This window comes from Enterobacter mori, assembly GCF_025244905.1.
Lineage (GTDB): Bacteria > Pseudomonadota > Gammaproteobacteria > Enterobacterales > Enterobacteriaceae > Enterobacter > Enterobacter mori_A.
The window spans coordinates 3,490,597-3,512,728 of the sequence record NZ_CP104285.1; the positions used below are offsets into that span (position 1 = coordinate 3,490,597).

A 22,132-nucleotide genomic window follows, 5' to 3' on the forward strand; every position below is an offset into this window, starting at 1 on the left:
CAGAGGTAGAACATGACTGTAACGACTTTTTCCGAACTTGAACTCGATGAAAGCCTGCTCAATGCACTTGAGAGCAAAGGCTTTACACGCCCGACCGCCATTCAGGCCGCGGCCATTCCGCCTGCGCTTGAGGGCCGCGATGTGCTCGGTTCTGCGCCAACCGGCACGGGGAAAACAGCAGCCTACTTGCTGCCTGTCTTGCAGCACCTGCTCGATTTCCCACGTAAAAAATCAGGCCCACCGCGTATTTTAATTCTGACGCCTACGCGCGAACTGGCAATGCAGGTTGCCGATCACGCGCGTGAACTCGCGGCAAATACTCATCTGGATATCGCCACCATAACCGGCGGCGTTGCGTACATGAACCACGCCGAAGTGTTCAGCGAAAACCAGGACATCGTCGTTGCGACGACCGGCCGTCTGCTGCAGTACATCAAAGAAGAGAACTTCGACTGCCGCGCGGTTGAAACGCTGATCCTCGACGAAGCCGACCGCATGCTGGACATGGGCTTCGCGCAGGATATTGAACACATTGCGGGTGAAACGCGCTGGCGTAACCAAACAATGCTGTTCTCTGCCACTCTCGAAGGGGAAGCGATCAAAGACTTCGCGGAGCGTCTGCTGGAAGATCCGGCGGAAGTCTCGGCGACGCCGTCCACCCGTGAGCGTAAGAAGATCCACCAGTGGTACTACCGCGCGGACAACCTCGAGCACAAAGTTGAATTGCTGAAACACCTGCTGAAGCAGGAAGACGCTTTGCGCACAATCGTGTTTGTGCGTAAGCGCGAGCGCGTGCACGAGCTGGCTGAAATGCTGCGTAACGCCGGGATCAACAACTGCTATCTTGAAGGCGAGATGGCGCAGATCAAGCGTACTGAAGGTATTAAGCGTCTGACCGACGGTCGCGTAAACGTGCTGGTTGCGACTGACGTTGCCGCACGCGGGATCGACATCCCTGACGTCAGCCACGTCATTAACTTCGATATGCCGCGCAGCGGAGATACCTATCTGCACCGTATTGGCCGTACCGGTCGCGCGGGCCGTAAAGGGATTGCTATTTCACTTGTTGAGGCGCATGACTACCTGCTGCTGCAGAAGATTGGCCGCTATGTTGATGAGCCGCTGAAAGCGCGCGTCATTGATGAGCTTCGCCCGACCACCCGTGCGCCGAGCGAAAAAATGACGGGCAAGCCGTCCAAAAAAGCGCTCGCGAAACGTGCTGAGAGAAAAGAGAAAGAAAAAGAGAAGCCGCGCGTTAAGCAACGCCACCGCGACACCAAAAATATTGGTAAACGTCGCAAGCCAAGCGCTGCCGCGCCAGAAACGAAAACTGAAGAGTAAAAAAAAGCCGGGAAATTTCCCGGCTTTTTTATTCCACCCCCGTGGCTGAAACCCTTACAGGCTTTCAGTGAACGTACGCGCAATCACGTCACGCTGCTGTTCTGGGGTCAGAGAGTTGAAGCGTACCGCATAGCCAGAAACACGAATGGTCAGCTGCGGGTATTTTTCAGGGTGCTCAACGGCATCCATCAGCGTTTCGCGACGCAGCACGTTAACGTTCAGGTGCTGACCACCTTCAACGCGCACTTCTGGTTTCACTTCCATTGGGATTTCACGGTATTCGATTTCGCCCAGCTTGCTCACCGGAACGATTTCGTCTTCTGCAAAACCCGCTTTCGCTACGACACAGCGCGCTTCGTTTTTCTCGCTGTCCAGCAGCCAGAAAGAGTTGAGCAGATCGTCATTTGCAGCTTTAGTAATCTGGATACCTGTAATCATGTGTTGCCTCCCTTAGGCTACATTAACTGATGTCGGCCTCTCACGGCCAATTGGTAAAACCATTGTTTCTTGTGTGTATATATATCATTCACACCCCGGTGATTTATTGATTTAAATCAACAAAAACACCAACCACATAAAGAGTGTGGTTTGAGTTTATTGTTTTAGATCAATTTCACACCTTTACCAATTCAACTTATTCAGTATGTTTTCAAAACAAATTTAGCCACTTAGCGCTCTTTTCAGCGTGTAATTTTGCTCACCGGTGTTAAACGGGTAAGCTAGTCACAGATTGAGATTCGCAGGAGAGCGAGATGACAACACCTTTAACCTGGCATGACGTGCTGGCAGAAGAAAAGCAGCAGCCTTATTTTATCAATACGCTCAGCACTGTTGCTGCTGAGCGCCAGTCCGGACAGACGATTTACCCGCCGCAGAAAGATGTGTTCAACGCCTTTCGCTATACCGAACTGAGCGATGTAAAAGTGGTTATTTTGGGCCAGGATCCCTATCACGGCCCAGGACAGGCGCATGGACTGGCGTTTTCCGTACGTCCGGGCGTGGCTATCCCCCCTTCTCTGCTCAACATGTATAAAGAGCTGGAGGGAACCGTGCCCGGGTTTACCCGGCCAAACCACGGCTACCTGGAAAGCTGGGCGCATCAAGGTGTGCTGCTGCTGAATACCGTCCTGACCGTACGCGCGGGTCAGGCCCACTCGCACGCCAGCCTTGGCTGGGAGACCTTTACCGATAAAGTCATCAGCCTGATCAACGAGCATCGTGAAGGTGTGGTGTTTTTACTCTGGGGTTCTCACGCGCAGAAGAAAGGGGCGATTATCGATCGTCAGCGCCACCACGTGTTGAAAGCACCGCACCCGTCACCGCTGTCTGCACATCGCGGTTTCTTTGGCAGTAATCATTTTGTTCTGGCGAATGAATGGCTGGAAAAACGTGGCGAAACGCCGATTGACTGGATGCCGGTGTTACCGGCAGAGAGCGAGTAGGATTTGAATGTGCCGGGCCAGGCCCGGCACATAAGAGGCTTATGCCTTATTCTGACGCCACCATTCAGCCAGCAGCACGCCGGTTGCAACGGATACGTTCAGACTCTCCACATTGCCTGTCCCGTCAATAGAGACGCTCAGATCCGCACTGGAGAGCGCCGCATCAGACAGACCATCGCATTCCTGACCTAATACCAGCACCATCTTGCGTGGCAACGTCGCTTTAAACAGCGGCGTACCGGCGTGGCTCGAGGTGGTCACGATGGCGTATCCCGCTTTACGGAACTGCTCAAGGGCATCCAGAACGCTGTCGCCAGTGATCGGCTGTACGTGCTCGGCTCCGCCTTCCGCAGTACGGATCGCGGCGCCGGATTCCAGCAGCGCGGCATCCTGCAACAGTACGCCTTTCACGCCAAAGTGCGCGCAGCTACGCATCATCGCCCCCAGATTGTGCGGGTTGCCCACGTCTTCCAGCGCCAGCACGCAGTCATCGGCATCCGCCTGGCTGACCCACTGCTGCACGGTCGTGCCATTACGTTTTTTGATCAGGAAGCAGACGCCACCGTGGTGTTCGGTACCAGACGCTTTGGTCAGCTCGGCATCATCCACGACGTGGTAGGCTTTACGGTTCGCGGCCATCCAGCGCAGCGCTTCTTTGAAGCGCGGAGTCACGCTCTGGATAAACCAGGCGCGGACGATACAGTCAGGACGGCTCTGGAACAGGGCCTGGCAGGCGTTCTCGCCATACACGCGGGTCTCTTCCGCACGCTGACGGCGCAGCACTTCCGGATCGATAAAGCTTTTACCGCTGATACCGCCGTGATCGGCTTTTTCCGGGGTCTCATCGCCAGGGGCGCGAGAAACGGTGCGCCACGGTGAGGCGTTATCACGTGAGAAGTCATCACGCGGACGGTCATTACGTGGGCGGTCGGAACGCGGACGGTCATCACGTTTGCGGTCATCACCGCGGTTATTTCTGTCATCGCGGGCGGGGCGACGGCCACCGTCTGCACGAGAAGACGCCGGACGCCCGCCACCTTTTCCGGTACGCGGATTTTGGGTGCGTTTATCAGAGTCATCATCACTGCGGACATACATCACTTTGACCTTGCCGCTTTTGTTTTTCATTTCGTCGTTCATGCTTTTCTCCACCAGCGCTGCGCGAAGCGCGCAGATTACCCGATGTGCCAGCGCATAGCCATAATTTCGTACAAAAGCCTGTGACTATTGTTCTCATTGAATAAAACGCATTGTTGTTTCAAACAGGCTCATTGATAATATGTAACATATTAGAAACATTATCGGCGTTCTGCCGCTGTCCCACGGCTCTATCAGAGGTTAGTTATGAATACCGTATGTGCCAACTGTCAGGCTCTTAATCGCATTCCGGACGATCGGATGGAAGATGGTGCGAAATGCGGACGTTGTGGCCATGAATTGTTTGATGGCGATGTCATTAACGCGACGGGTGCTACGCTGGACAAACTCCTCAAGGACGATCTTCCTGTGGTGGTCGATTTCTGGGCACCGTGGTGCGGCCCCTGCCGCAGCTTTGCGCCGATCTTCGAAGATGTGGCCGAAGAACGCAGCGGAAAAATGCGTTTCGTTAAGGTGAACACCGAAGCCGAGCGCGAACTGAGCGCACGTTTCCGCATTCGCAGCATCCCGACCATTATGATTTTCAAAAATGGTGAAGTGATCGACATGCTCAACGGCGCAGTGCCGAAGGCACCATTTGAAAGCTGGTTAAACGAGTCGCTGTAACAATCGCGGGGCACATCTTGTGCCCCGTTCTCGCCTCTGCGAAAATAGGGTTTTTCCTGCATTTCGCCCATGACTGATAACGCTGTTCTCCAATTACGCGCCGAACGCCTTGCGCGCGCCACGCGCCCGTTTCTTGCCCGCGGCAACCGTGTCCGCCGCTGTCAGCGCTGCCTGCTGCCGCTGAAGGTTTGCCTCTGCGAGACGCTTACCCCCAGTACGGCGGAAAGCCGTTTTTGTCTCGTCATGTTCGATACCGAGCCGATGAAGCCCAGCAATACGGGGCGTCTTATCGCCGATATTTTGCCGAATACCGCCGCGTTTCAATGGTCTCGTACAGAACCCCCTCAGGCGTTGCTCGATTTAGTCACAAACCCTGACTATCAGCCAATGGTGGTTTTCCCGGCCTCCTACGCGGGAGAGCAGCGTCAGGTTCTTTCTGCGCCGCCATCCGGTAAACCGCCGCTGTTTATTATGCTGGACGGCACCTGGACCGAAGCGCGAAAAATGTTCCGCAAAAGCCCCTATCTGGATGCTTTACCGGTGATTTCGGTCGATTTGTCTCGCGTCTCGGCCTATCGTCTGCGTGAAGCCCATGCTGACGGGCAATATTGCACAGCGGAAGTGGCAATTGCGCTACTGGATCTGGCCGGAGATACCCTGGCTGCCAGCGCGTTAGGCAGCCATTTTTCCTGTTTCCGCGAGCGTTACCTGGCAGGAAAAACCGTTCATAAGGGCAGCGTCACAGCAGCCGAGGCAGAAAGCGTTTAAAATCATCAGGCCGCTTGCATTCACAGGAGAGTTGCATGAGCCAGCGAGGGTTAGAAGCGCTACTACGACCTAAATCCATTGCCGTTATTGGCGCCTCCATGAAACCGGATCGTGCGGGTTACCTGATGATGCGTAACCTGCTGGCTGGCGGATTTAATGGCCCTGTTATGCCCGTCACCCCTGCTTATAAGGCCGTTCAGGGAGTGCTTGCGTGGCCAGATGTTCAGAGCCTGCCGTTCGTTCCCGACCTCGCCATCATCTGTACACATGCGAAACGGAATCTGGACTTACTGGAGTCGCTTGGCCAAAAAGGGTGTAAAACCTGCATTATCCTCTCCTCTCCTCCTGAACAGCAGCCAGAACTCCTGGCCTGTGCCGGTCGCTTTCAGATGCGTATTCTGGGGCCAAACAGTCTGGGACTACTCGCACCATGGCAAGGACTGAATGCCAGCTTCTCCCCGGTGCCTATCCGTAAAGGTAAACTCGCCTTTATCTCGCAGTCGGCAGCCGTATCGAACACCATTCTCGACTGGGCGCAGCAGCGTGAGATGGGATTCTCCTACTTCATCGCTCTGGGTGATAGCCTCGATATCGACGTAGATGAGCTACTGGATTTCCTGGCCAGAGACAGTAAAACCAGCGCGATTCTTCTCTACCTTGAGCACTTAAGCGATGCCCGTCGTTTTGTGTCAGCTTCGCGTAGCGCATCGCGCAATAAACCGATCCTGGTCATCAAAAGTGGACGTAGCCCGGCGGCGCAGCGTCTGCTGAATTCGCATTCAGGTATGGATCCCGCGTGGGATGCCGCGATCCAGCGTGCCGGTTTACTTCGGGTGCAGGATACGCACGAGCTTTTTTCCGCCGTTGAAACGCTGAGCCATATGCGTCCGTTACGCGGTGAAAAGCTAATGATTGTCAGCAATGGCGCGGCACCTGCAGCGCTGGCACTGGATGAGCTCTGGCTACGCAACGGTAAGCTGGCTACGCTCGGCGAAGAGACACTGCAGCGCCTGCGTGAGGTATTACCCGTCAGCGTCGCACCAGGCAACCCGCTGGATTTACGCGATGATGCCAGCAGCGAGCGCTATATAAAGGCCATTTCAATTTTGCTGGACAGCCAGGATTTCGACGCGCTCATGATCATCCACTCGCCCAGTGCGGTTGCGCCTGGTACTGAAAGCGCGCGGGCGCTCATTGATGCTGTGCGTAATCATCCGCGCGGCAAATACGTTACCGTACTCACCAACTGGTGCGGTGAATTTTCCTCGCAGGAGGCACGACGGCTGTTTAGTGAAGCCGGGTTGCCGACGTATCGCACACCAGAAGGCACTATCACCGCATTTATGCATATGGTGGAATACCGTCGTAACCAAAAGCAACTGCGTGAAACCCCGGCTTTACCGGGTAATCTGACTGCGAATGCCGTCGACGTCCACCGACTGCTGCAGCAGGCTATCGAAGAGGGGGCGACCTCGCTCGACACGCATGAGGTACAGCCCGTTCTCGGCAGTTACGGCATTCAAACGCTGCCGACATGGATTGCCAGCGACAGCGCGGAGGCCGTCCATATCGCTGAGCAAATTGGCTACCCGGTTGCCCTGAAGCTTCGCTCGCCGGATATCCCACATAAGTCGGATGTTCAAGGCGTAATGTTGTACTTACGCACGGCAGCGGAAGTGCAGCAAGCAGCAGATGCCATTTTCGACCGCGTCAAAATGGCCTGGCCGCAGGCCAGGATCCACGGTCTTCTCGTGCAAAGCATGGCTAACCGAGCAGGCGCCCAGGAGCTACGCGTGGTGGTTGAGCACGATCCGGTCTTTGGGCCGCTGATTATGCTGGGTGAAGGCGGTGTGGACTGGCGACCTGAAGAGCAGGTGGTGGTGGCATTACCGCCATTGAATATGAATCTGGCACGCTATCTGATAATCCAGGCGATAAAGAGCAAAAAAATCCGTGGCCGGAGCGCCCTGCGCCCGCTTGATATTGCCGGACTAAGCCAGTTCCTGGTGCAGGTGTCTAACCTGATTGTGGATTGTGCGGAGATTCAGCGGCTGGATATTCACCCGCTGCTCGCCTCCGGCAATGAGTTTATCGCGCTGGATGTAACGCTGGATATTGCGCCATTCACAGGAGACAGAGAGAGCCGTCTGGCGATCCGCCCTTATCCTTTACACCTCGAAGAATGGGTGGAGATGAAAAACGGCGAACGCGCGCTCTTTCGCCCTATTTTGCCGGAAGATGAGCCGCAGCTGCGCACGTTCATTTCTCAGGTGACCAAAGAAGATCTTTACTACCGCTACTTTAGCGAGATCAATGAATTCACTCATGATGATTTAGCCAATATGACGCAGATCGACTACGATCGAGAAATGGCGTTTGTGGCCGTACGGCGTTCCGGGCAGAGTGATGAGATCCTCGGCGTGACGCGTGCTATTTCAGATCCGGATAATATCGATGCGGAGTTTGCCGTGCTGGTACGCTCTGATCTGAAAGGCCTGGGCCTGGGGAGACGGCTGCTGGAAAAACTCATCAGTTATACGCGAGATCACGGATTGTTACGCCTGAATGGCATTACTATGCCCAACAATCGCGGTATGGTCACTCTGGCGCGCAAACTTGGTTTTGACGTGGATATTCAGCTGGACGAAGGGATCGTGGCCTTATCGCTCCCCCTGATATCAGCAGATAAACAAGAGTAACCTACTGGAAATGTTACCCACTTTTGATAGCACTGGGGTATCATTGTCCGCTTATGTTGTTTGCATGCTACAGACAACCCTTCAATGAACAGAGAAGAAACGCACTGTGATGTTGTCAAAATTCAAGCGTAATAAACATCAACAACACCTTGCTCAACTACCGAAGATTTCTCAGTCAGTTGATGATGTAGAGTTCTTTTACGCTCCCGCTCATTTTCGGGAGACGATCCTGGAAAAGATCGCCAGCGCTACGCGACGTATTTGTATTGTGGCGCTGTATCTTGAACAAGATGAAGGCGGGCGCGCGATCCTGAACGCGCTCTATGAAGCTAAGCGTCAACGTCCGGAGCTGGATGTTCGCGTTCTGGTTGACTGGCACCGTGCGCAGCGCGGCCGCATTGGTGCGGCCGCGTCTAACACGAATGCTGACTGGTATTGCCGCACGGCGCAGGAGAACCCTGGCGTCGATGTGCCGGTTTATGGCGTACCGGTCAATACACGTGAAGCACTCGGCGTTCTGCATTTCAAAGGCTTCATTATTGATGATAGCGTCCTCTACAGCGGCGCGAGTCTGAATGACGTTTACCTCCATCAGCTCGATAAATATCGATATGACCGCTACCATCTGATTCGCAATGCGCAGATGGCGGATATCATGTTTAACTGGGTTGATAGACACCTGGTCCATGGCCGTGGCGTGAACCGTCTCGACGATCCCCATCGGCCTAAAAGCCCCGAAATCAAAAACGATGTTCGCTCTTTCCGCCAGGAGCTGCGCGATGCGGTGTATCATTTTCAGGGCGATGCCAATAACGAAGAGCTTTCCGTTACGCCATTAGTCGGTTTAGGAAAATCGAGCCTGCTGAACAAGACCATTTTCCATTTGATGCCGTGTGCGGAGCAGAAACTGACCATCTGCACGCCGTACTTTAACCTTCCCGCGGTGCTGGTACGCAATATTATCCAGCTGCTGCGTGATGGTAAAAAAGTGGAAATCATTGTCGGGGATAAAACGGCAAACGACTTCTTTATTCCGGAAGATCAGCCGTTCAAGATTATCGGCGCGTTACCTTATCTCTATGAGATCAACCTGCGTCGATTCCTGAGCCGTTTGCAGTATTATGTGAATACCGACCAACTGGTTGTGCGTCTCTGGAAAGATGAAGACAACAGCTATCACCTTAAAGGTATGTGGGTCGACGATGAGTGGATGCTGCTGACAGGCAATAATCTTAACCCACGCGCCTGGCGCCTGGATCTGGAAAATGCCATTTTGATCCACGATCCGCAGCACGAATTAGCCGCGAAACGCGAGCGCGAGCTGGAATTGATTCGTACTCATACCACCGTCGTTCGCCATTACCGCGATCTGCAGAGCATTGCCGATTATCCTGTGAAAGTCCGTAAACTTATTCGTCGTTTACGTCGGATCCGGATAGACCGCCTTATCAGCCGTATTCTGTAATGTTCAGGCCCTGTCATTAACAGGGCTTTTTTATGGAGTTCGTTAATGCGTATCCCTCTCTTATTCGCCCTCTTTTGCCTGACAGGATGTAGCCACACGGCTAACGATAGCTGGTCAGGTCAGGATAAAGCCCAACACTTTATCGCTTCTGCCATGTTGTCCGCTGCCGGTAATGAGTATGCGCAACATCAGGGATACAGCAGGGATCGGAGTGCGGCAATCGGCCTGATGTTCTCAGTAGGCCTGGGGGCATCAAAAGAGCTTTGGGACAGCCGCCCCGCAGGGAGCGGCTGGAGCTGGAAAGATTTCGCCTGGGATGTAGCCGGCGCAACGACCGGCTTTGCCGTGTGGCAGATGGCGCATTATTAAAGTCGAATACCTTTGCCCTTGCGGTGCAACATCAGGGACACGATGAAAGCCAGAGCCCCCATCACCGTGACATACCAGAAAAACGTTGTTTCACTGCCCCATGATTTAAGCGACAGGGCAACGTATTCCGCAGACCCGCCAAAAATCGCATTCGCCACTGCATACGAAAGCCCAACTCCCAGCGCACGAACCTGAGCCGGGAACATTTCTGCCTTGAGTATGCCGCTGATCGAGGTGTAGAAACTGACGATCACCATCGCCACCATCACCAGCGCAAATGCCGCATACGGTGAGGAAACATGCTGAAGCGCAGTCAAAATGGGGACGGTACATAATGCAGATAATCCGCCAAAAATGAGCATTGACGTACGTCGACCTATCTTATCCGAGAGCGCTCCGATTAGCGGTTGTATGAGCATAAAGACAAATAAAGCCACTGTCATGACAACGCTGGCGACATTCGCATGCATACCTGTAGTGTTCACCAGATACTTCTGCATATAAGTGGTGAAAGTGTAAAAACTGAGAGAACCGCCCGCAGTAAAGCCCAGCACCATTAGAAAAGCTTTGCGGTTACGCCATAACCCTTTGAACGTTCCCGCCTCCTTCAGCGTTCTGACTTCCTTCTGAGAGGTCTCATCTAACTGACGACGCAGCCAAAGTGCTACGACAGCTAGTACAGCGCCCATGGCGAAAGGGATCCGCCATCCCCAGGTGTGAAGCTGTTCATCCGTCAAAATCTGCTGCAGGATCACCACGACAAGGATGGCCAACAGTTGGCCACCAATTAGCGTGACGTACTGGAATGAGGCGTAAAAACCTTTACGGCCCTCCAGTGCAATCTCACTCATGTAGGTCGCACTGGTACCATATTCCCCGCCGACAGATAGTCCCTGGAATAAGCGAGCCAGCAAAAGTAGCGCCGGTGCCCATGTACCAATCGTTTCATACCCTGGCAAGCAGGCGATCACCAGCGAACCAAAGCACATCATACAAACCGATATCAGCATGGATGCCTTACGACCACGACGATCCGCAATGCGGCCGAACAGCCAGCCACCGATTGGTCGCATTAAGAATCCTGCAGCGAATACCCCTGCCGTTTGTAGCAACTGTGTTGTGGTGTTTCCCGAAGGAAAGAAGATATGTGCGAAATAAAGTGAACAGAATGAGTAGACGTAAAAGTCGAACCATTCAACCAGGTTCCCTGAAGAGGCACTGACAATTGCCCATACCCTTCTGCGGGTATCACTGTTAGCCAGCGTCCCGTTTGATGCAATGCTTTCTGTCATTGTGATTATGCTCCAGCTTTAAACAGCGGCGTGTTGAGTCCAGAAAGACTCGAACGCCTCGTAAATGAAATGTTATAATTTTGTTATAACTGACATTGCGATGAAGATCACACATTCCATTAGCAGGATAAGCGATTTGGGGAAAGGCGAATGAAGAGAAAATCCAAAAGCAAAAAACCCCGCACCTTACGGTACGGGGTTCTTCTAATTGATGCCTGGCAGTTCCCTACTCTCACATGGGGAGACCCCACACTACCATCGGCGCTACGGCGTTTCACTTCTGAGTTCGGCATGGGGTCAGGTGGGACCACCGCGCTAAAGCCGCCAGGCAAATTCTGTTAATCTGTATCAGGCTGAAAATCGTGTCTGTCTCTTCGCCAAAACACCTTCGGCGTTGTAAGGTTAAGCCTCACGGTTCATTAGTATCGGTTAGCTCAACGCATCGCTGCGCTTACACACCCGACCTATCAACGTCGTCGTCTTCAACGTTCCTTCAGGAGACTTAAAGTCTCAGGGAGAACTCATCTCGGGGCAAGTTTCGTGCTTAGATGCTTTCAGCACTTATCTTTTCCGCATTTAGCTACCGGGCAATGCCATTGGCATGACAACCCGAACACCAGTGATGCGTCCACTCCGGTCCTCTCGTACTAGGAGCAGCCCCCCTCAATTCTCCAGCGCCCACGGCAGATAGGGACCGAACTGTCTCACGACGTTCTAAACCCAGCTCGCGTACCACTTTAAATGGCGAACAGCCATACCCTTGGGACCTACTTCAGCCCCAGGATGTGATGAGCCGACATCGAGGTGCCAAACACCGCCGTCGATATGAACTCTTGGGCGGTATCAGCCTGTTATCCCCGGAGTACCTTTTATCCGTTGAGCGATGGCCCTTCCATTCAGAACCACCGGATCACTATGACCTGCTTTCGCACCTGCTCGAGCCGTCACTCTCGCAGTCAAGCTAGCTTATGCCATTGCACTAACCTCCTGATGTCCGACCAGGATTAGCTAACCTTCGTGCTCCTCCGTTACTCTTTGGGAGGAGACCGCCCCAGTCAAACTACCCACCAGACACTGTCCGCAACCCGGATCACGGGTCTACGTTAGAACACCAGCCATTAAAGGGTGGTATTTCAAGGATGGCTCCACGCAGACTGGCGTCCACGCTTCAAAGCCTCCCACCTATCCTACACATCAAGGACCAGTGTTCAGTGTCAAGCTATAGTAAAGGTTCACGGGGTCTTTCCGTCTTGCCGCGGGTACACTGCATCTTCACAGCGAGTTCAATTTCACTGAGTCTCGGGTGGAGACAGCCTGGCCATCATTACGCCATTCGTGCAGGTCGGAACTTACCCGACAAGGAATTTCGCTACCTTAGGACCGTTATAGTTACGGCCGCCGTTTACCGGGGCTTCGATCAAGAGCTTCGCGTTGCCGCTAACCCCATCAATTAACCTTCCGGCACCGGGCAGGCGTCACACCGTATACGTCCACTTTCGTGTTTGCACAGTGCTGTGTTTTTAATAAACAGTTGCAGCCAGCTGGTATCTTCGACTGATTTCAGCTCCACCCGCAGGGGCTTCACCTACATATCAGCGTGCCTTCTCCCGAAGTTACGGCACCATTTTGCCTAGTTCCTTCACCCGAGTTCTCTCAAGCGCCTTGGTATTCTCTACCTGACCACCTGTGTCGGTTTGGGGTACGATTTGATGTTACCTGATGCTTAGAGGCTTTTCCTGGAAGCAGGGCATTTGTTACTTCAGCACCGTAGTGCCTCGTCATCACACCTCAGCGTTAATAAGGTACCGGATTTACCTGGAACCTCCGCCTACATGCTTAAACCGGGACAACCGTCGCCCGGCTAACATAGCCTTCTCCGTCCCCCCTTCGCAGTAACACCAAGTACAGGAATATTAACCTGTTTCCCATCGACTACGCCTTTCGGCCTCGCCTTAGGGGTCGACTCACCCTGCCCCGATTAACGTTGGACAGGAACCCTTGGTCTTCCGGCGTGCGGGCTTTTCACCCGCATTATCGTTACTTATGTCAGCATTCGCACTTCTGATACCTCCAGCAACCCTCACAGGCCACCTTCAACGGCTTACAGAACGCTCCCCTACCCAACAACGCATAAGCGTCGCTGCCGCAGCTTCGGTGCATGGTTTAGCCCCGTTACATCTTCCGCGCAGGCCGACTCGACCAGTGAGCTATTACGCTTTCTTTAAATGATGGCTGCTTCTAAGCCAACATCCTGGCTGTCTGTGCCTTCCCACATCGTTTCCCACTTAACCATGACTTTGGGACCTTAGCTGGCGGTCTGGGTTGTTTCCCTCTTCACGACGGACGTTAGCACCCGCCGTGTGTCTCCCGTGATAACATTCTTCGGTATTCGTAGTTTGCATCGGGTTGGTAAGCCGGGATGGCCCCCTAGCCGAAACAGTGCTCTACCCCCGAAGATGAGTTCACGAGGCGCTACCTAAATAGCTTTCGGGGAGAACCAGCTATCTCCCGGTTTGATTGGCCTTTCACCCCCAGCCACAAGTCATCCGCTAATTTTTCAACATTAGTCGGTTCGGTCCTCCAGTTAGTGTTACCCAACCTTCAACCTGCCCATGGCTAGATCACCGGGTTTCGGGTCTATACCCTGCAACTTAACGCCCAGTTAAGACTCGGTTTCCCTTCGGCTCCCCTATACGGTTAACCTTGCTACAGAATATAAGTCGCTGACCCATTATACAAAAGGTACGCAGTCACACCACGAAGGTGCTCCCACTGCTTGTACGTACACGGTTTCAGGTTCTTTTTCACTCCCCTCGCCGGGGTTCTTTTCGCCTTTCCCTCACGGTACTGGTTCACTATCGGTCAGTCAGGAGTATTTAGCCTTGGAGGATGGTCCCCCCATATTCAGACAGGATACCACGTGTCCCGCCCTACTCTTCGAGTTCACAGCAAGTGTGCTTTCGTGTACGGGACTATCACCCTGTACCGTCGGACTTTCCAGACCGTTCCACTAACACACAAGCTGATTCAGACTCTGGGCTGCTCCCCGTTCGCTCGCCGCTACTGGGGGAATCTCGGTTGATTTCTTTTCCTCGGGGTACTTAGATGTTTCAGTTCCCCCGGTTCGCCTCGTTAACCTATGTATTCAGTTAACGATAGTGTGTCGGAACACACTGGGTTTCCCCATTCGGACATCGCCGGGTCAAAGGTTCATATCACCTCGCCGGCGCTTTTCGCAGATTAGCACGTCCTTCATCGCCTCTGACTGCCAGGGCATCCACCGTGTACGCTTAGTCGCTTAACCTCACAACCCGAAGATGTTTCACTTCTGATTGCGAAAATTTGAGAGACTCGAACACACATAACATGTGTGTCGTTTCAATTTTCAGCTTGATCCAGATTTTTAAAGAGCAAATATCTCAAACATGACTCGCAAGTCAGTTTTGAGATATGACGGCAGGTGACTTTCACTCACGAACCAGCAAGTGGCGTCCCCTAGGGGATTCGAACCCCTGTTACCGCCGTGAAAGGGCGGTGTCCTGGGCCTCTAGACGAAGGGGACGTGTCAGTCTCAATCGCAAGACGCCTTGCTATTTACTTTTCATCAGACAATCTGTGTGGACACTACAAAGGCAGGTTCTTTAAGGTAAGGAGGTGATCCAACCGCAGGTTCCCCTACGGTTACCTTGTTACGACTTCACCCCAGTCATGAATCACAAAGTGGTAAGCGCCCTCCCGAAGGTTAAGCTACCTACTTCTTTTGCAACCCACTCCCATGGTGTGACGGGCGGTGTGTACAAGGCCCGGGAACGTATTCACCGTAGCATTCTGATCTACGATTACTAGCGATTCCGACTTCATGGAGTCGAGTTGCAGACTCCAATCCGGACTACGACGCACTTTATGAGGTCCGCTTGCTCTCGCGAGGTCGCTTCTCTTTGTATGCGCCATTGTAGCACGTGTGTAGCCCTACTCGTAAGGGCCATGATGACTTGACGTCATCCCCACCTTCCTCCAGTTTATCACTGGCAGTCTCCTTTGAGTTCCCGGCCGGACCGCTGGCAACAAAGGATAAGGGTTGCGCTCGTTGCGGGACTTAACCCAACATTTCACAACACGAGCTGACGACAGCCATGCAGCACCTGTCTCAGAGTTCCCGAAGGCACCAATCCATCTCTGGAAAGTTCTCTGGATGTCAAGAGTAGGTAAGGTTCTTCGCGTTGCATCGAATTAAACCACATGCTCCACCGCTTGTGCGGGCCCCCGTCAATTCATTTGAGTTTTAACCTTGCGGCCGTACTCCCCAGGCGGTCGACTTAACGCGTTAGCTCCGGAAGCCACGCCTCAAGGGCACAACCTCCAAGTCGACATCGTTTACGGCGTGGACTACCAGGGTATCTAATCCTGTTTGCTCCCCACGCTTTCGCACCTGAGCGTCAGTCTTTGTCCAGGGGGCCGCCTTCGCCACCGGTATTCCTCCAGATCTCTACGCATTTCACCGCTACACCTGGAATTCTACCCCCCTCTACAAGACTCTAGCCTGCCAGTTTCGAATGCAGTTCCCAGGTTGAGCCCGGGGATTTCACATCCGACTTGACAGACCGCCTGCGTGCGCTTTACGCCCAGTAATTCCGATTAACGCTTGCACCCTCCGTATTACCGCGGCTGCTGGCACGGAGTTAGCCGGTGCTTCTTCTGCGGGTAACGTCAATTGCTGAGGTTATTAACCTCAACACCTTCCTCCCCGCTGAAAGTACTTTACAACCCGAAGGCCTTCTTCATACACGCGGCATGGCTGCATCAGGCTTGCGCCCATTGTGCAATATTCCCCACTGCTGCCTCCCGTAGGAGTCTGGACCGTGTCTCAGTTCCAGTGTGGCTGGTCATCCTCTCAGACCAGCTAGGGATCGTCGCCTAGGTGAGCCGTTACCCCACCTACTAGCTAATCCCATCTGGGCACATCTGATGGCAAGAGGCCCGAAGGTCCCCCTCTTTGGTCTTGCGACGTTATGCGGTATTAGCTACCGTTTCCAGTAGTTACCCCCCTCCATCAGGCAGTTTCCCAGACATTACTCACCCGTCCGCCACTCGTCACCCGAGAGCAAGCTCTCTGTGCTACCGTTCGACTTGCATGTGTTAGGCCTGCCGCCAGCGTTCAATCTGAGCCATGATCAAACTCTTCAATTTAAGTTTGATGCTCGTGAATTAAACTTCGTAATGAATTACGCATGTTCACTCAGAGACTTGGTATTCATTTTTCGTCTTGCGACGTTAAGAATCCATGTCACTTTGAGTGCCCACACAGATTGTCTGATAAATTGTTAAAGAGCAGTGCCGCTTCGTTTTCGCTGCGGCGCGGGGTGTGCATATTACGCTTTCCCGCTTCAGAGTCAAGCGTTTATTTCGCTATTCTCTGCTGACCCGGCGGCGTGTGTGCCGTTGTTCCGTGTCAGTGGAGGCGCATTATAGGGAGTAATTCCGAAGCTGCAAGGATAAAGTGAAAATTATTTACTGACTGCTCACTTTCCAGGCAAAACGCATCCCAGACCTCAATTTTCGCCTGGTTTTTAAACAAAAACGAGCCGCAAGCGGCTCGTTTTTGCGTTTTGTGACTTACTGCACTGCAACAATACGATCGTCGTTGGCTTCAAGACGGATAACTTTGCCCGGAATCAGTTCTCCGGAGAGGATCTGCTGCGCCAGCGGGTTTTCGATCTGCTGCTGAATAGCACGTTTCAGTGGACGCGCACCATAAACCGGATCGTAACCATTCTCGCTCAGCAGCTTCAGCGCATCGTCGGAGATGTGAATTTCATATCCACGCTCTTCCAGACGTTTGTACAGACGCTGCAGCTGGATCTGCGCAATCGACGCAATGTGTTTCTCACCCAGAGGATGGAATACCACCACTTCGTCAATACGGTTAATGAACTCCGGACGGAAGTTATGGCTCACCACACCGAGCACCAGATCCTTCATATGGCTGTAGTCCAGCTCACCGAAACGTTCCTGAATCAAATCGGAACCCAGGTTCGAGGTCATGATGACGACCGTATTACGGAAATCGACCGTTCTCCCCTGCCCGTCCGTCAGACGACCATCATCCAGCACCTGAAGCAGGATGTTGAACACATCCGGATGCGCTTTTTCCACCTCATCCAGCAGGATGACGGAATAAGGACGCCGGCGCACCGCTTCGGTCAGATAGCCGCCCTCTTCATAACCAACATATCCCGGAGGCGCACCGACCAGGCGCGAGACGGAGTGTTTCTCCATGAACTCGGACATGTCGATACGCACCATCGCATCGTCGCTGTCGAACATAAAGTTTGCCAGCGCTTTACACAGTTCGGTTTTACCGACACCGGTCGGCCCCAGGAACAGGAACGAACCGATCGGGCGATTTGGATCGGACAGCCCAGCACGGCTACGGCGAATAGCGTTGGAGACCGCTTCAACCGCCTCGTCCTGACCAATCACCCGCTGATGCAGATCCTGCTCCATACGCAGCAGCTTATCGCGTTCGCTTTCCATCATGCGCGCCACCGGAATACCGGTCCAGCGAGCGAGCACTTCGGCAATTTCGGCATCCGTCACTTTATTACGTAACAGACGCATGGTTTTGCCTTCAGACTGCGTGGCGATCTCAAGCTGTTTCTCCAGCTCAGGGATTTTGCCGTACTGCAGTTCAGACATACGTGCCAGGTCACCCACACGGCGAGCCTGCTCAATGGCAATTTTGGCCTGTTCGAGTTCCGCTTTAATGGTCTGCGTGCCAGAGAGGGAGGCCTTCTCGGCTTTCCACTCTTCTTCCAGCTCAGAATACTGGCGCTCTTTATCGTCCAGCTCTTCATTGAGCATATCCAGGCGTTTCTTACTGGCTTCATCAGACTCTTTTTTCAGCGCCTGCTGTTCCAGCTTGAGCTGAATGATGCGGCGGTCGAGTCGGTCCAGTTCTTCCGGCTTCGAGTCAATCTGCATACGAATGCTCGACGCCGCTTCATCGATCAGGTCGATTGCTTTATCAGGCAACTGACGATCGGCGATATACCGATGCGAAAGCGTCGCCGCCGCAACGATGGCCGGGTCAGTAATCTGTACATGGTGGTGCAGTTCATAACGCTCTTTCAGACCACGCAGGATCGCGATGGTATCTTCAACGCTTGGCTCAGCAACAAACACTTTCTGGAAGCGACGTTCCAGAGCGGCATCTTTCTCAATGTACTGACGATACTCATCAAGCGTAGTGGCACCGACACAGTGAAGTTCACCACGCGCCAGGGCAGGTTTCAGCATGTTCCCGGCATCCATTGCGCCGTCAGCTTTACCGGCCCCGACCATGGTGTGCAGTTCGTCGATAAACAGAATGACGTTGCCTTCCTGTTTCGCCAGGTCGTTCAGCACGCCTTTCAAACGCTCTTCAAACTCACCGCGGTATTTCGCACCGGCCACCAGCGCGCCCATATCCAGCGCCAGTACGCGGCGGCCTTTCAACCCTTCCGGCACTTCACCGTTTACGATACGCTGCGCAAGCCCTTCAACGATGGCGGTTTTACCGACCCCCGGCTCACCAATCAGTACCGGGTTGTTTTTGGTACGACGCTGCAGTACCTGAATCGTACGACGGATCTCTTCGTCACGGCCGATAACCGGGTCAAGTTTGCCCTGCTCGGCACGTTCGGTCAGATCGACCGTAAATTTCTTCAAAGCCTGACGTTGGTCTTCGGCTCCCTGATCGTTCACGCTTTCACCTCCGCGCATTTTCTCAATCGCCTGAGTCACATTGGCGGTGGTTGCACCGGCAGATTTCAGCAGGTCGGTCAAGGTACCGCGTGATTCAAGCGCTGCCAGAACAAACAGTTCTGACGAAATAAAGTTGTCCCCACGTTTTTGCGCCAGCTTGTCGCAAAGGTTCAGCACGCGCACCAGATCCTGCGACGGTTGAACGTCGCCGCCGGTACCTTCTACCTGCGGTAAACGGCTCAGCGCCTGATCGATAGCGGTGCGTAACTGGCCAGCATTAATGCCAGCAGACGTTAATAAAGGACGTACCGATCCCCCTTCCTGATTCAGCAAGGCGCTCATTAAATGAAGAGGTTCGATGAATTGGTTGTCGTGCCCCAGTGCAAGGGACTGGGCATCGGCGAGAGCAAGCTGGAATTTATTAGTAAGACGATCCAGACGCATAACTCCTCCCATAACAGGTCAAATTTGCTACTGGAGATTAAATGAGGTCATCCCTCAATTATTCAAGGTTAATGACCTGAATTATGTGAAAAGAAAACGGCACGTGCCGGATCGTCTTGATTCTTTAGGTTATATCAGCCAAATGAAACTTGCCATACGACCCGTCGTCTTGTCGCGGCGATAGGAGAAAAAATCACCCTTTTCGGTGAACGTACAGCGATCGCCGCCGAAGATCTGCGTTACGCCAATATTATTCAGACGCTGGCGGGCAAGCTGGTAAATATCCGCCAGATATTTTTCCCCGGCAGGCAGGAAGGCCTCAATGGCTTGCGGATCTTTTTCCATGAATGCTTCGCGAACCTCCGGCCCCACTTCAAAAGCACGAGGGCCAATCGCCGGACCTAGCCAGGCCATGATATTGGCGGGATCATCATTGAAGCAGGCGACGGTCTCTTCCAGCACGCCCTCGCATAAGCCACGCCAGCCCGCGTGCGCTGCTGCCACCTCCGTACCGGCACGGTTACAAAACAGAACCGGCAGACAATCGGCGGTCATTACGGCACAAACCGTGCCCGGCGTATTACTGTAAGAAGCATCGGCGCGTTTGGAAGCGTAAGGTTCTCCCGTCAGCTTCAGTACCGCTTTGCCGTGAACCTGCTCCAGCCAAACCGGCTTCGACGGCAGATTTCCCGCAGCAAACAGACGCGTGCGGTTCTCTTCAACGTGTTCCAGGCTGTCGCCGCAGTGTGCGCCGAGGTTTAAAGACTCCCACGCGCCCTGGCTCACGCCGCCAATACGGGTCGAACTACAGGCGGCCACGCCTGCAGGCAGCGGCCACTCCGGGACAATCAGTTTGGTCATAACCAGTCCACTTGATCCTTATGTTCTTCGAAATCGGCACGCATGGCATCAATGAGTTCCACCATATCCTGCGGGATAGGCGCATGCCATTCCATCTGGATACCACTGATTGGGTGATAAAGACGCAGCATGGTCGCGTGCAGCGCCTGACGATCGAATTTACGCAATACGCTGATGAACTCATCCGACGCGCCTTTTGGCGGACGCGGACGACCGCCGTACACCTGATCCCCCACCAGCGGATGGGTAATGTGCGCCATGTGAACGCGGATCTGGTGAGTACGACCGGTTTCCAGGCGCAGGCGCAGGCGGGTATGAATACGGAAGTGCTCCATAATGCGATAGTGCGTCACAGCCGGTTTACCCATCGGATGCACCGACATATGGGTACGTTTCGTCGGGTGACGGCTGATCGGCTCTTCTACCGTGCCGCCAGCGGTCATGTGTCCAATCGCCACCGCTTCATATTCGCGAGTAATCTCACGCAGCTGCAGCGACTCCACCAGACGGGTCTGAGCGGGAACGGTCTTCGCCACCACCATCAGGCCGGTAGTGTCTTTATCCAGACGGTGAACGATGCCTGCACGTGGGACATCCGCAATCGGCGGATAATAATGAAGAAGTGCGTTAAGTACCGTGCCGTCTGGATTCCCCGCGCCCGGATGAACAACCAGGTCGCGCGGCTTGTTGATCACCAGAATGTCATCATCTTCATAGACGATGTCCAGTGGGATATCCTGCGGCTCGAAGCGGATTTCCTCTTCAATTTCAGCATTGATGGCGACAGCTTCCCCACCTAACACTTTCTCTTTTGGTTTGTCCCAGATCTTGCCGTTTACCATCACGCGCTGGTCAAGGATCCATTCTTTTATGCGTGAACGCGAATAATCAGGGAACAATTCGGCCAAAGCCTGATCTAAGCGTTGACCGAGCTGATTTTCGGAGACTGTTGCGGTGAGTTCTACTCGTTGTGCCATAAACTGCTTCTTCGTTTAACGTTGGGTTTTACGGCTTTGCCGTTTAATATAGTGTGCTATTGTAGCTGGTCTTAATCGGGAGCAGGAACAGAGTTTCTCCCGGACAAACATTTGAGGAAAGTCAAAACGTCATGACGCGCATGAAATATCTGGTGGCAGCGGCCACGTTGAGCCTGGCTTTGGTGGGCTGCTCCGGTTCAAATGAACAGGTCCCTGACAATCCGCCGAATGAAATCTATGCGACTGCACAACAAAAGTTGCAGGACGGTAACTGGAAACAGGCGATAACGCAACTGGAAGCGTTGGATAATCGCTATCCATTTGGTCCCTATTCACAGCAGGTACAGTTAGATCTTATCTACGCGTACTATAAAAATGCCGATCTACCGCTGGCTCAGGCCACCATCGATCGCTTCATGCGTCTGAACCCAACTCATCCTAACATCGATTATGTCATGTATATGCGCGGACTGACCAACATGGCGTTGGATGACAGTGCGCTACAGGGCTTCTTCGGCGTGGATCGTTCTGACCGTGACCCGCAGCACGCGCGTGATGCCTTCAATGACTTCTCCAAGCTGGTGCGCGGCTACCCGAACAGTCAGTACATTACCGATGCCACCAAACGTCTGGTGTTCCTGAAAGATCGTCTGGCGAAATATGAATACTCCGTGGCGGAATATTATACGCGCCGTGGCGCATGGGTTGCCGTGGTTAACCGTGTTGAAGGCATGCTGCGTGACTACCCGGACACTCAGGCAACGCGCGATGGCCTGAAGCTGATGGAAAATGCGTATCGTCAGATGCAGATGACTTCGCAGGCTGAAAAGGTCGCGAAAATCATCGCCGCGAACAGCAGCAACACCTGACAGAAGCGTCAATGCAAATCGGCAGCCTCAGGGCTGCCGATTTTTTATTCATTCTGTAACACGCTGAAGCGCTTTAGCCTCAACACATCCAGTCAACT

At 53.5% G+C, this 22,132-nt stretch carries 15 protein-coding genes, 1 tRNA gene and 3 rRNA genes; 9 read left to right on the forward strand and 10 right to left on the reverse strand.

What is annotated here, in order from left to right; genetic code table 11:
* Positions 1-12: 12 nt before the first annotated feature.
* Entirely contained in the window at positions 13-1,341 is a 1,329-nt protein-coding gene (gene srmB, locus N2K86_RS16405) for an ATP-dependent RNA helicase SrmB (protein WP_042715662.1), read from the forward strand.
* 54 nt (positions 1,342-1,395) lie between these two features.
* Here srmB and grcA read toward each other — a convergent pair whose 3' ends face one another.
* On the reverse strand, positions 1,396-1,779 hold the full coding sequence (grcA, locus tag N2K86_RS16410; protein WP_008502190.1) for an autonomous glycyl radical cofactor GrcA: 384 nt from the start codon (positions 1,777-1,779) through the stop codon (positions 1,396-1,398).
* 314 nt (positions 1,780-2,093) lie between these two features.
* Here grcA and ung point away from each other — a divergent pair, with 314 nt between their 5' ends.
* Positions 2,094-2,783 carry a uracil-DNA glycosylase gene (ung, locus tag N2K86_RS16415; protein ID WP_089598417.1) on the forward strand — a complete coding sequence of 230 codons (690 nt, stop codon included), beginning with the start codon at positions 2,094-2,096 and terminating at the stop codon, positions 2,781-2,783.
* 39 nt (positions 2,784-2,822) lie between these two features.
* On the opposite strand, the gene N2K86_RS16420 is transcribed toward ung, so the two are convergent.
* Positions 2,823-3,923: a tRNA/rRNA methyltransferase gene (locus N2K86_RS16420; RefSeq protein ID WP_260659307.1), complete on the reverse strand. Its 1,101-nt coding sequence runs from the start codon at positions 3,921-3,923 to the stop codon at positions 2,823-2,825.
* Positions 3,924-4,127: 204 nt separating this feature from the next.
* Here N2K86_RS16420 and trxC point away from each other — a divergent pair, with 204 nt between their 5' ends.
* The 6 genes from trxC to N2K86_RS16450 all read left to right on the forward strand — a co-directional run bounded on the left by trxC (position 4,128) and on the right by N2K86_RS16450 (position 9,848).
* Positions 4,128-4,547, forward strand: coding sequence for a thioredoxin TrxC (gene trxC, locus N2K86_RS16425; protein ID WP_089598419.1), 420 nt, complete (start codon positions 4,128-4,130; stop codon positions 4,545-4,547).
* 69 nt (positions 4,548-4,616) lie between these two features.
* Positions 4,617-5,315 carry a tRNA-uridine aminocarboxypropyltransferase gene (gene tapT / locus N2K86_RS16430; RefSeq protein ID WP_260659308.1) on the forward strand — a complete coding sequence of 233 codons (699 nt, stop codon included), beginning with the start codon at positions 4,617-4,619 and terminating at the stop codon, positions 5,313-5,315.
* A gap of 35 nt (positions 5,316-5,350) precedes the next feature.
* Positions 5,351-8,014, forward strand: coding sequence for a bifunctional acetate--CoA ligase family protein/GNAT family N-acetyltransferase (locus N2K86_RS16435; RefSeq protein ID WP_260659309.1), 2,664 nt, complete (start codon positions 5,351-5,353; stop codon positions 8,012-8,014).
* Positions 8,015-8,098: 84 nt separating this feature from the next.
* Entirely contained in the window at positions 8,099-8,146 is a 48-nt protein-coding gene (locus N2K86_RS16440; protein ID WP_214594211.1) for a hypothetical protein, read from the forward strand.
* A complete protein-coding gene (gene pssA / locus N2K86_RS16445; protein ID WP_238460925.1) occupies positions 8,127-9,479 on the forward strand; it encodes a CDP-diacylglycerol--serine O-phosphatidyltransferase in 1,353 nt (450 codons plus the stop codon). Before N2K86_RS16440 ends, pssA begins: the two co-directional genes overlap by 20 nt.
* A 45-nt stretch (positions 9,480-9,524) precedes the next feature.
* Positions 9,525-9,848: a YfiM family lipoprotein gene (locus N2K86_RS16450; protein WP_260659310.1), complete on the forward strand. Its 324-nt coding sequence runs from the start codon at positions 9,525-9,527 to the stop codon at positions 9,846-9,848.
* Here N2K86_RS16450 and N2K86_RS16455 read toward each other — a convergent pair.
* The 8 genes from N2K86_RS16455 to rluD form a co-directional block, all read right to left on the reverse strand.
* The gene (locus N2K86_RS16455) at positions 9,845-11,140 is read right to left on the reverse strand and encodes an MFS transporter (protein WP_260659311.1); all 1,296 of its coding nucleotides are present in this window, start codon (positions 11,138-11,140) and stop codon (positions 9,845-9,847) included. The genes N2K86_RS16450 and N2K86_RS16455 overlap by 4 nt on opposite strands.
* Positions 11,141-11,353: 213 nt before the next feature.
* Positions 11,354-11,469: ribosomal RNA gene (rrf, locus tag N2K86_RS16460) — 5S ribosomal RNA — on the reverse strand.
* A gap of 69 nt (positions 11,470-11,538) precedes the next feature.
* Positions 11,539-14,444 (reverse strand): 23S ribosomal RNA (locus N2K86_RS16465).
* Between the two features lie 182 nt (positions 14,445-14,626).
* Positions 14,627-14,702 (reverse strand) — tRNA-Glu (locus N2K86_RS16470).
* An 85-nt stretch (positions 14,703-14,787) separates the two neighbouring features.
* Positions 14,788-16,327, reverse strand: a 16S ribosomal RNA gene (locus tag N2K86_RS16475).
* Together the 16S, 23S and 5S rRNA genes with 1 tRNA gene alongside form the textbook arrangement of a ribosomal RNA operon.
* 426 nt (positions 16,328-16,753) lie before the next feature.
* Positions 16,754-19,327: an ATP-dependent chaperone ClpB gene (gene clpB / locus N2K86_RS16480; RefSeq protein WP_041908644.1), complete on the reverse strand. Its 2,574-nt coding sequence runs from the start codon at positions 19,325-19,327 to the stop codon at positions 16,754-16,756.
* Between the two features lie 129 nt (positions 19,328-19,456).
* On the reverse strand, positions 19,457-20,188 hold the full coding sequence (gene yfiH / locus N2K86_RS16485) for a purine nucleoside phosphorylase YfiH (RefSeq protein ID WP_041908642.1): 732 nt from the start codon (positions 20,186-20,188) through the stop codon (positions 19,457-19,459).
* Positions 20,185-21,165, reverse strand: a complete 981-nt coding sequence (rluD, locus tag N2K86_RS16490) for a 23S rRNA pseudouridine(1911/1915/1917) synthase RluD (RefSeq protein ID WP_260659312.1) — start codon at positions 21,163-21,165, stop codon at positions 20,185-20,187. Before rluD ends, yfiH begins: the two co-directional genes overlap by 4 nt.
* Before the next feature lie 131 nt (positions 21,166-21,296).
* Here rluD and bamD point away from each other — a divergent pair, with 131 nt between their 5' ends.
* Positions 21,297-22,034, forward strand: coding sequence for an outer membrane protein assembly factor BamD (gene bamD, locus N2K86_RS16495; protein ID WP_010434129.1), 738 nt, complete (start codon positions 21,297-21,299; stop codon positions 22,032-22,034).
* The last annotated feature ends 98 nt before the right edge of the window (positions 22,035-22,132 follow it).

Coding starts and splice junctions, on each gene's coding strand:
- bamD (WP_010434129.1), top strand. CDS start 21,297: ATGACGCGCATGAAATATCTGGTGGCAGCGGCCACGTTGAGCCTGGCT.
- yfiH (WP_041908642.1), bottom strand. CDS start 20,188: ATGACCAAACTGATTGTCCCGGAGTGGCCGCTGCCTGCAGGCGTGGCC.
- N2K86_RS16450 (WP_260659310.1), top strand. CDS start 9,525: ATGCGTATCCCTCTCTTATTCGCCCTCTTTTGCCTGACAGGATGTAGC.
- tapT (WP_260659308.1), top strand. CDS start 4,617: ATGACTGATAACGCTGTTCTCCAATTACGCGCCGAACGCCTTGCGCGC.
- srmB (WP_042715662.1), top strand. CDS start 13: ATGACTGTAACGACTTTTTCCGAACTTGAACTCGATGAAAGCCTGCTC.
- N2K86_RS16420 (WP_260659307.1), bottom strand. CDS start 3,923: ATGAACGACGAAATGAAAAACAAAAGCGGCAAGGTCAAAGTGATGTAT.
- grcA (WP_008502190.1), bottom strand. CDS start 1,779: ATGATTACAGGTATCCAGATTACTAAAGCTGCAAATGACGATCTGCTC.
- N2K86_RS16435 (WP_260659309.1), top strand. CDS start 5,351: ATGAGCCAGCGAGGGTTAGAAGCGCTACTACGACCTAAATCCATTGCC.
- rluD (WP_260659312.1), bottom strand. CDS start 21,165: ATGGCACAACGAGTAGAACTCACCGCAACAGTCTCCGAAAATCAGCTC.
- ung (WP_089598417.1), top strand. CDS start 2,094: ATGACAACACCTTTAACCTGGCATGACGTGCTGGCAGAAGAAAAGCAG.
- clpB (WP_041908644.1), bottom strand. CDS start 19,327: ATGCGTCTGGATCGTCTTACTAATAAATTCCAGCTTGCTCTCGCCGAT.
- N2K86_RS16455 (WP_260659311.1), bottom strand. CDS start 11,140: ATGACAGAAAGCATTGCATCAAACGGGACGCTGGCTAACAGTGATACC.
- trxC (WP_089598419.1), top strand. CDS start 4,128: ATGAATACCGTATGTGCCAACTGTCAGGCTCTTAATCGCATTCCGGAC.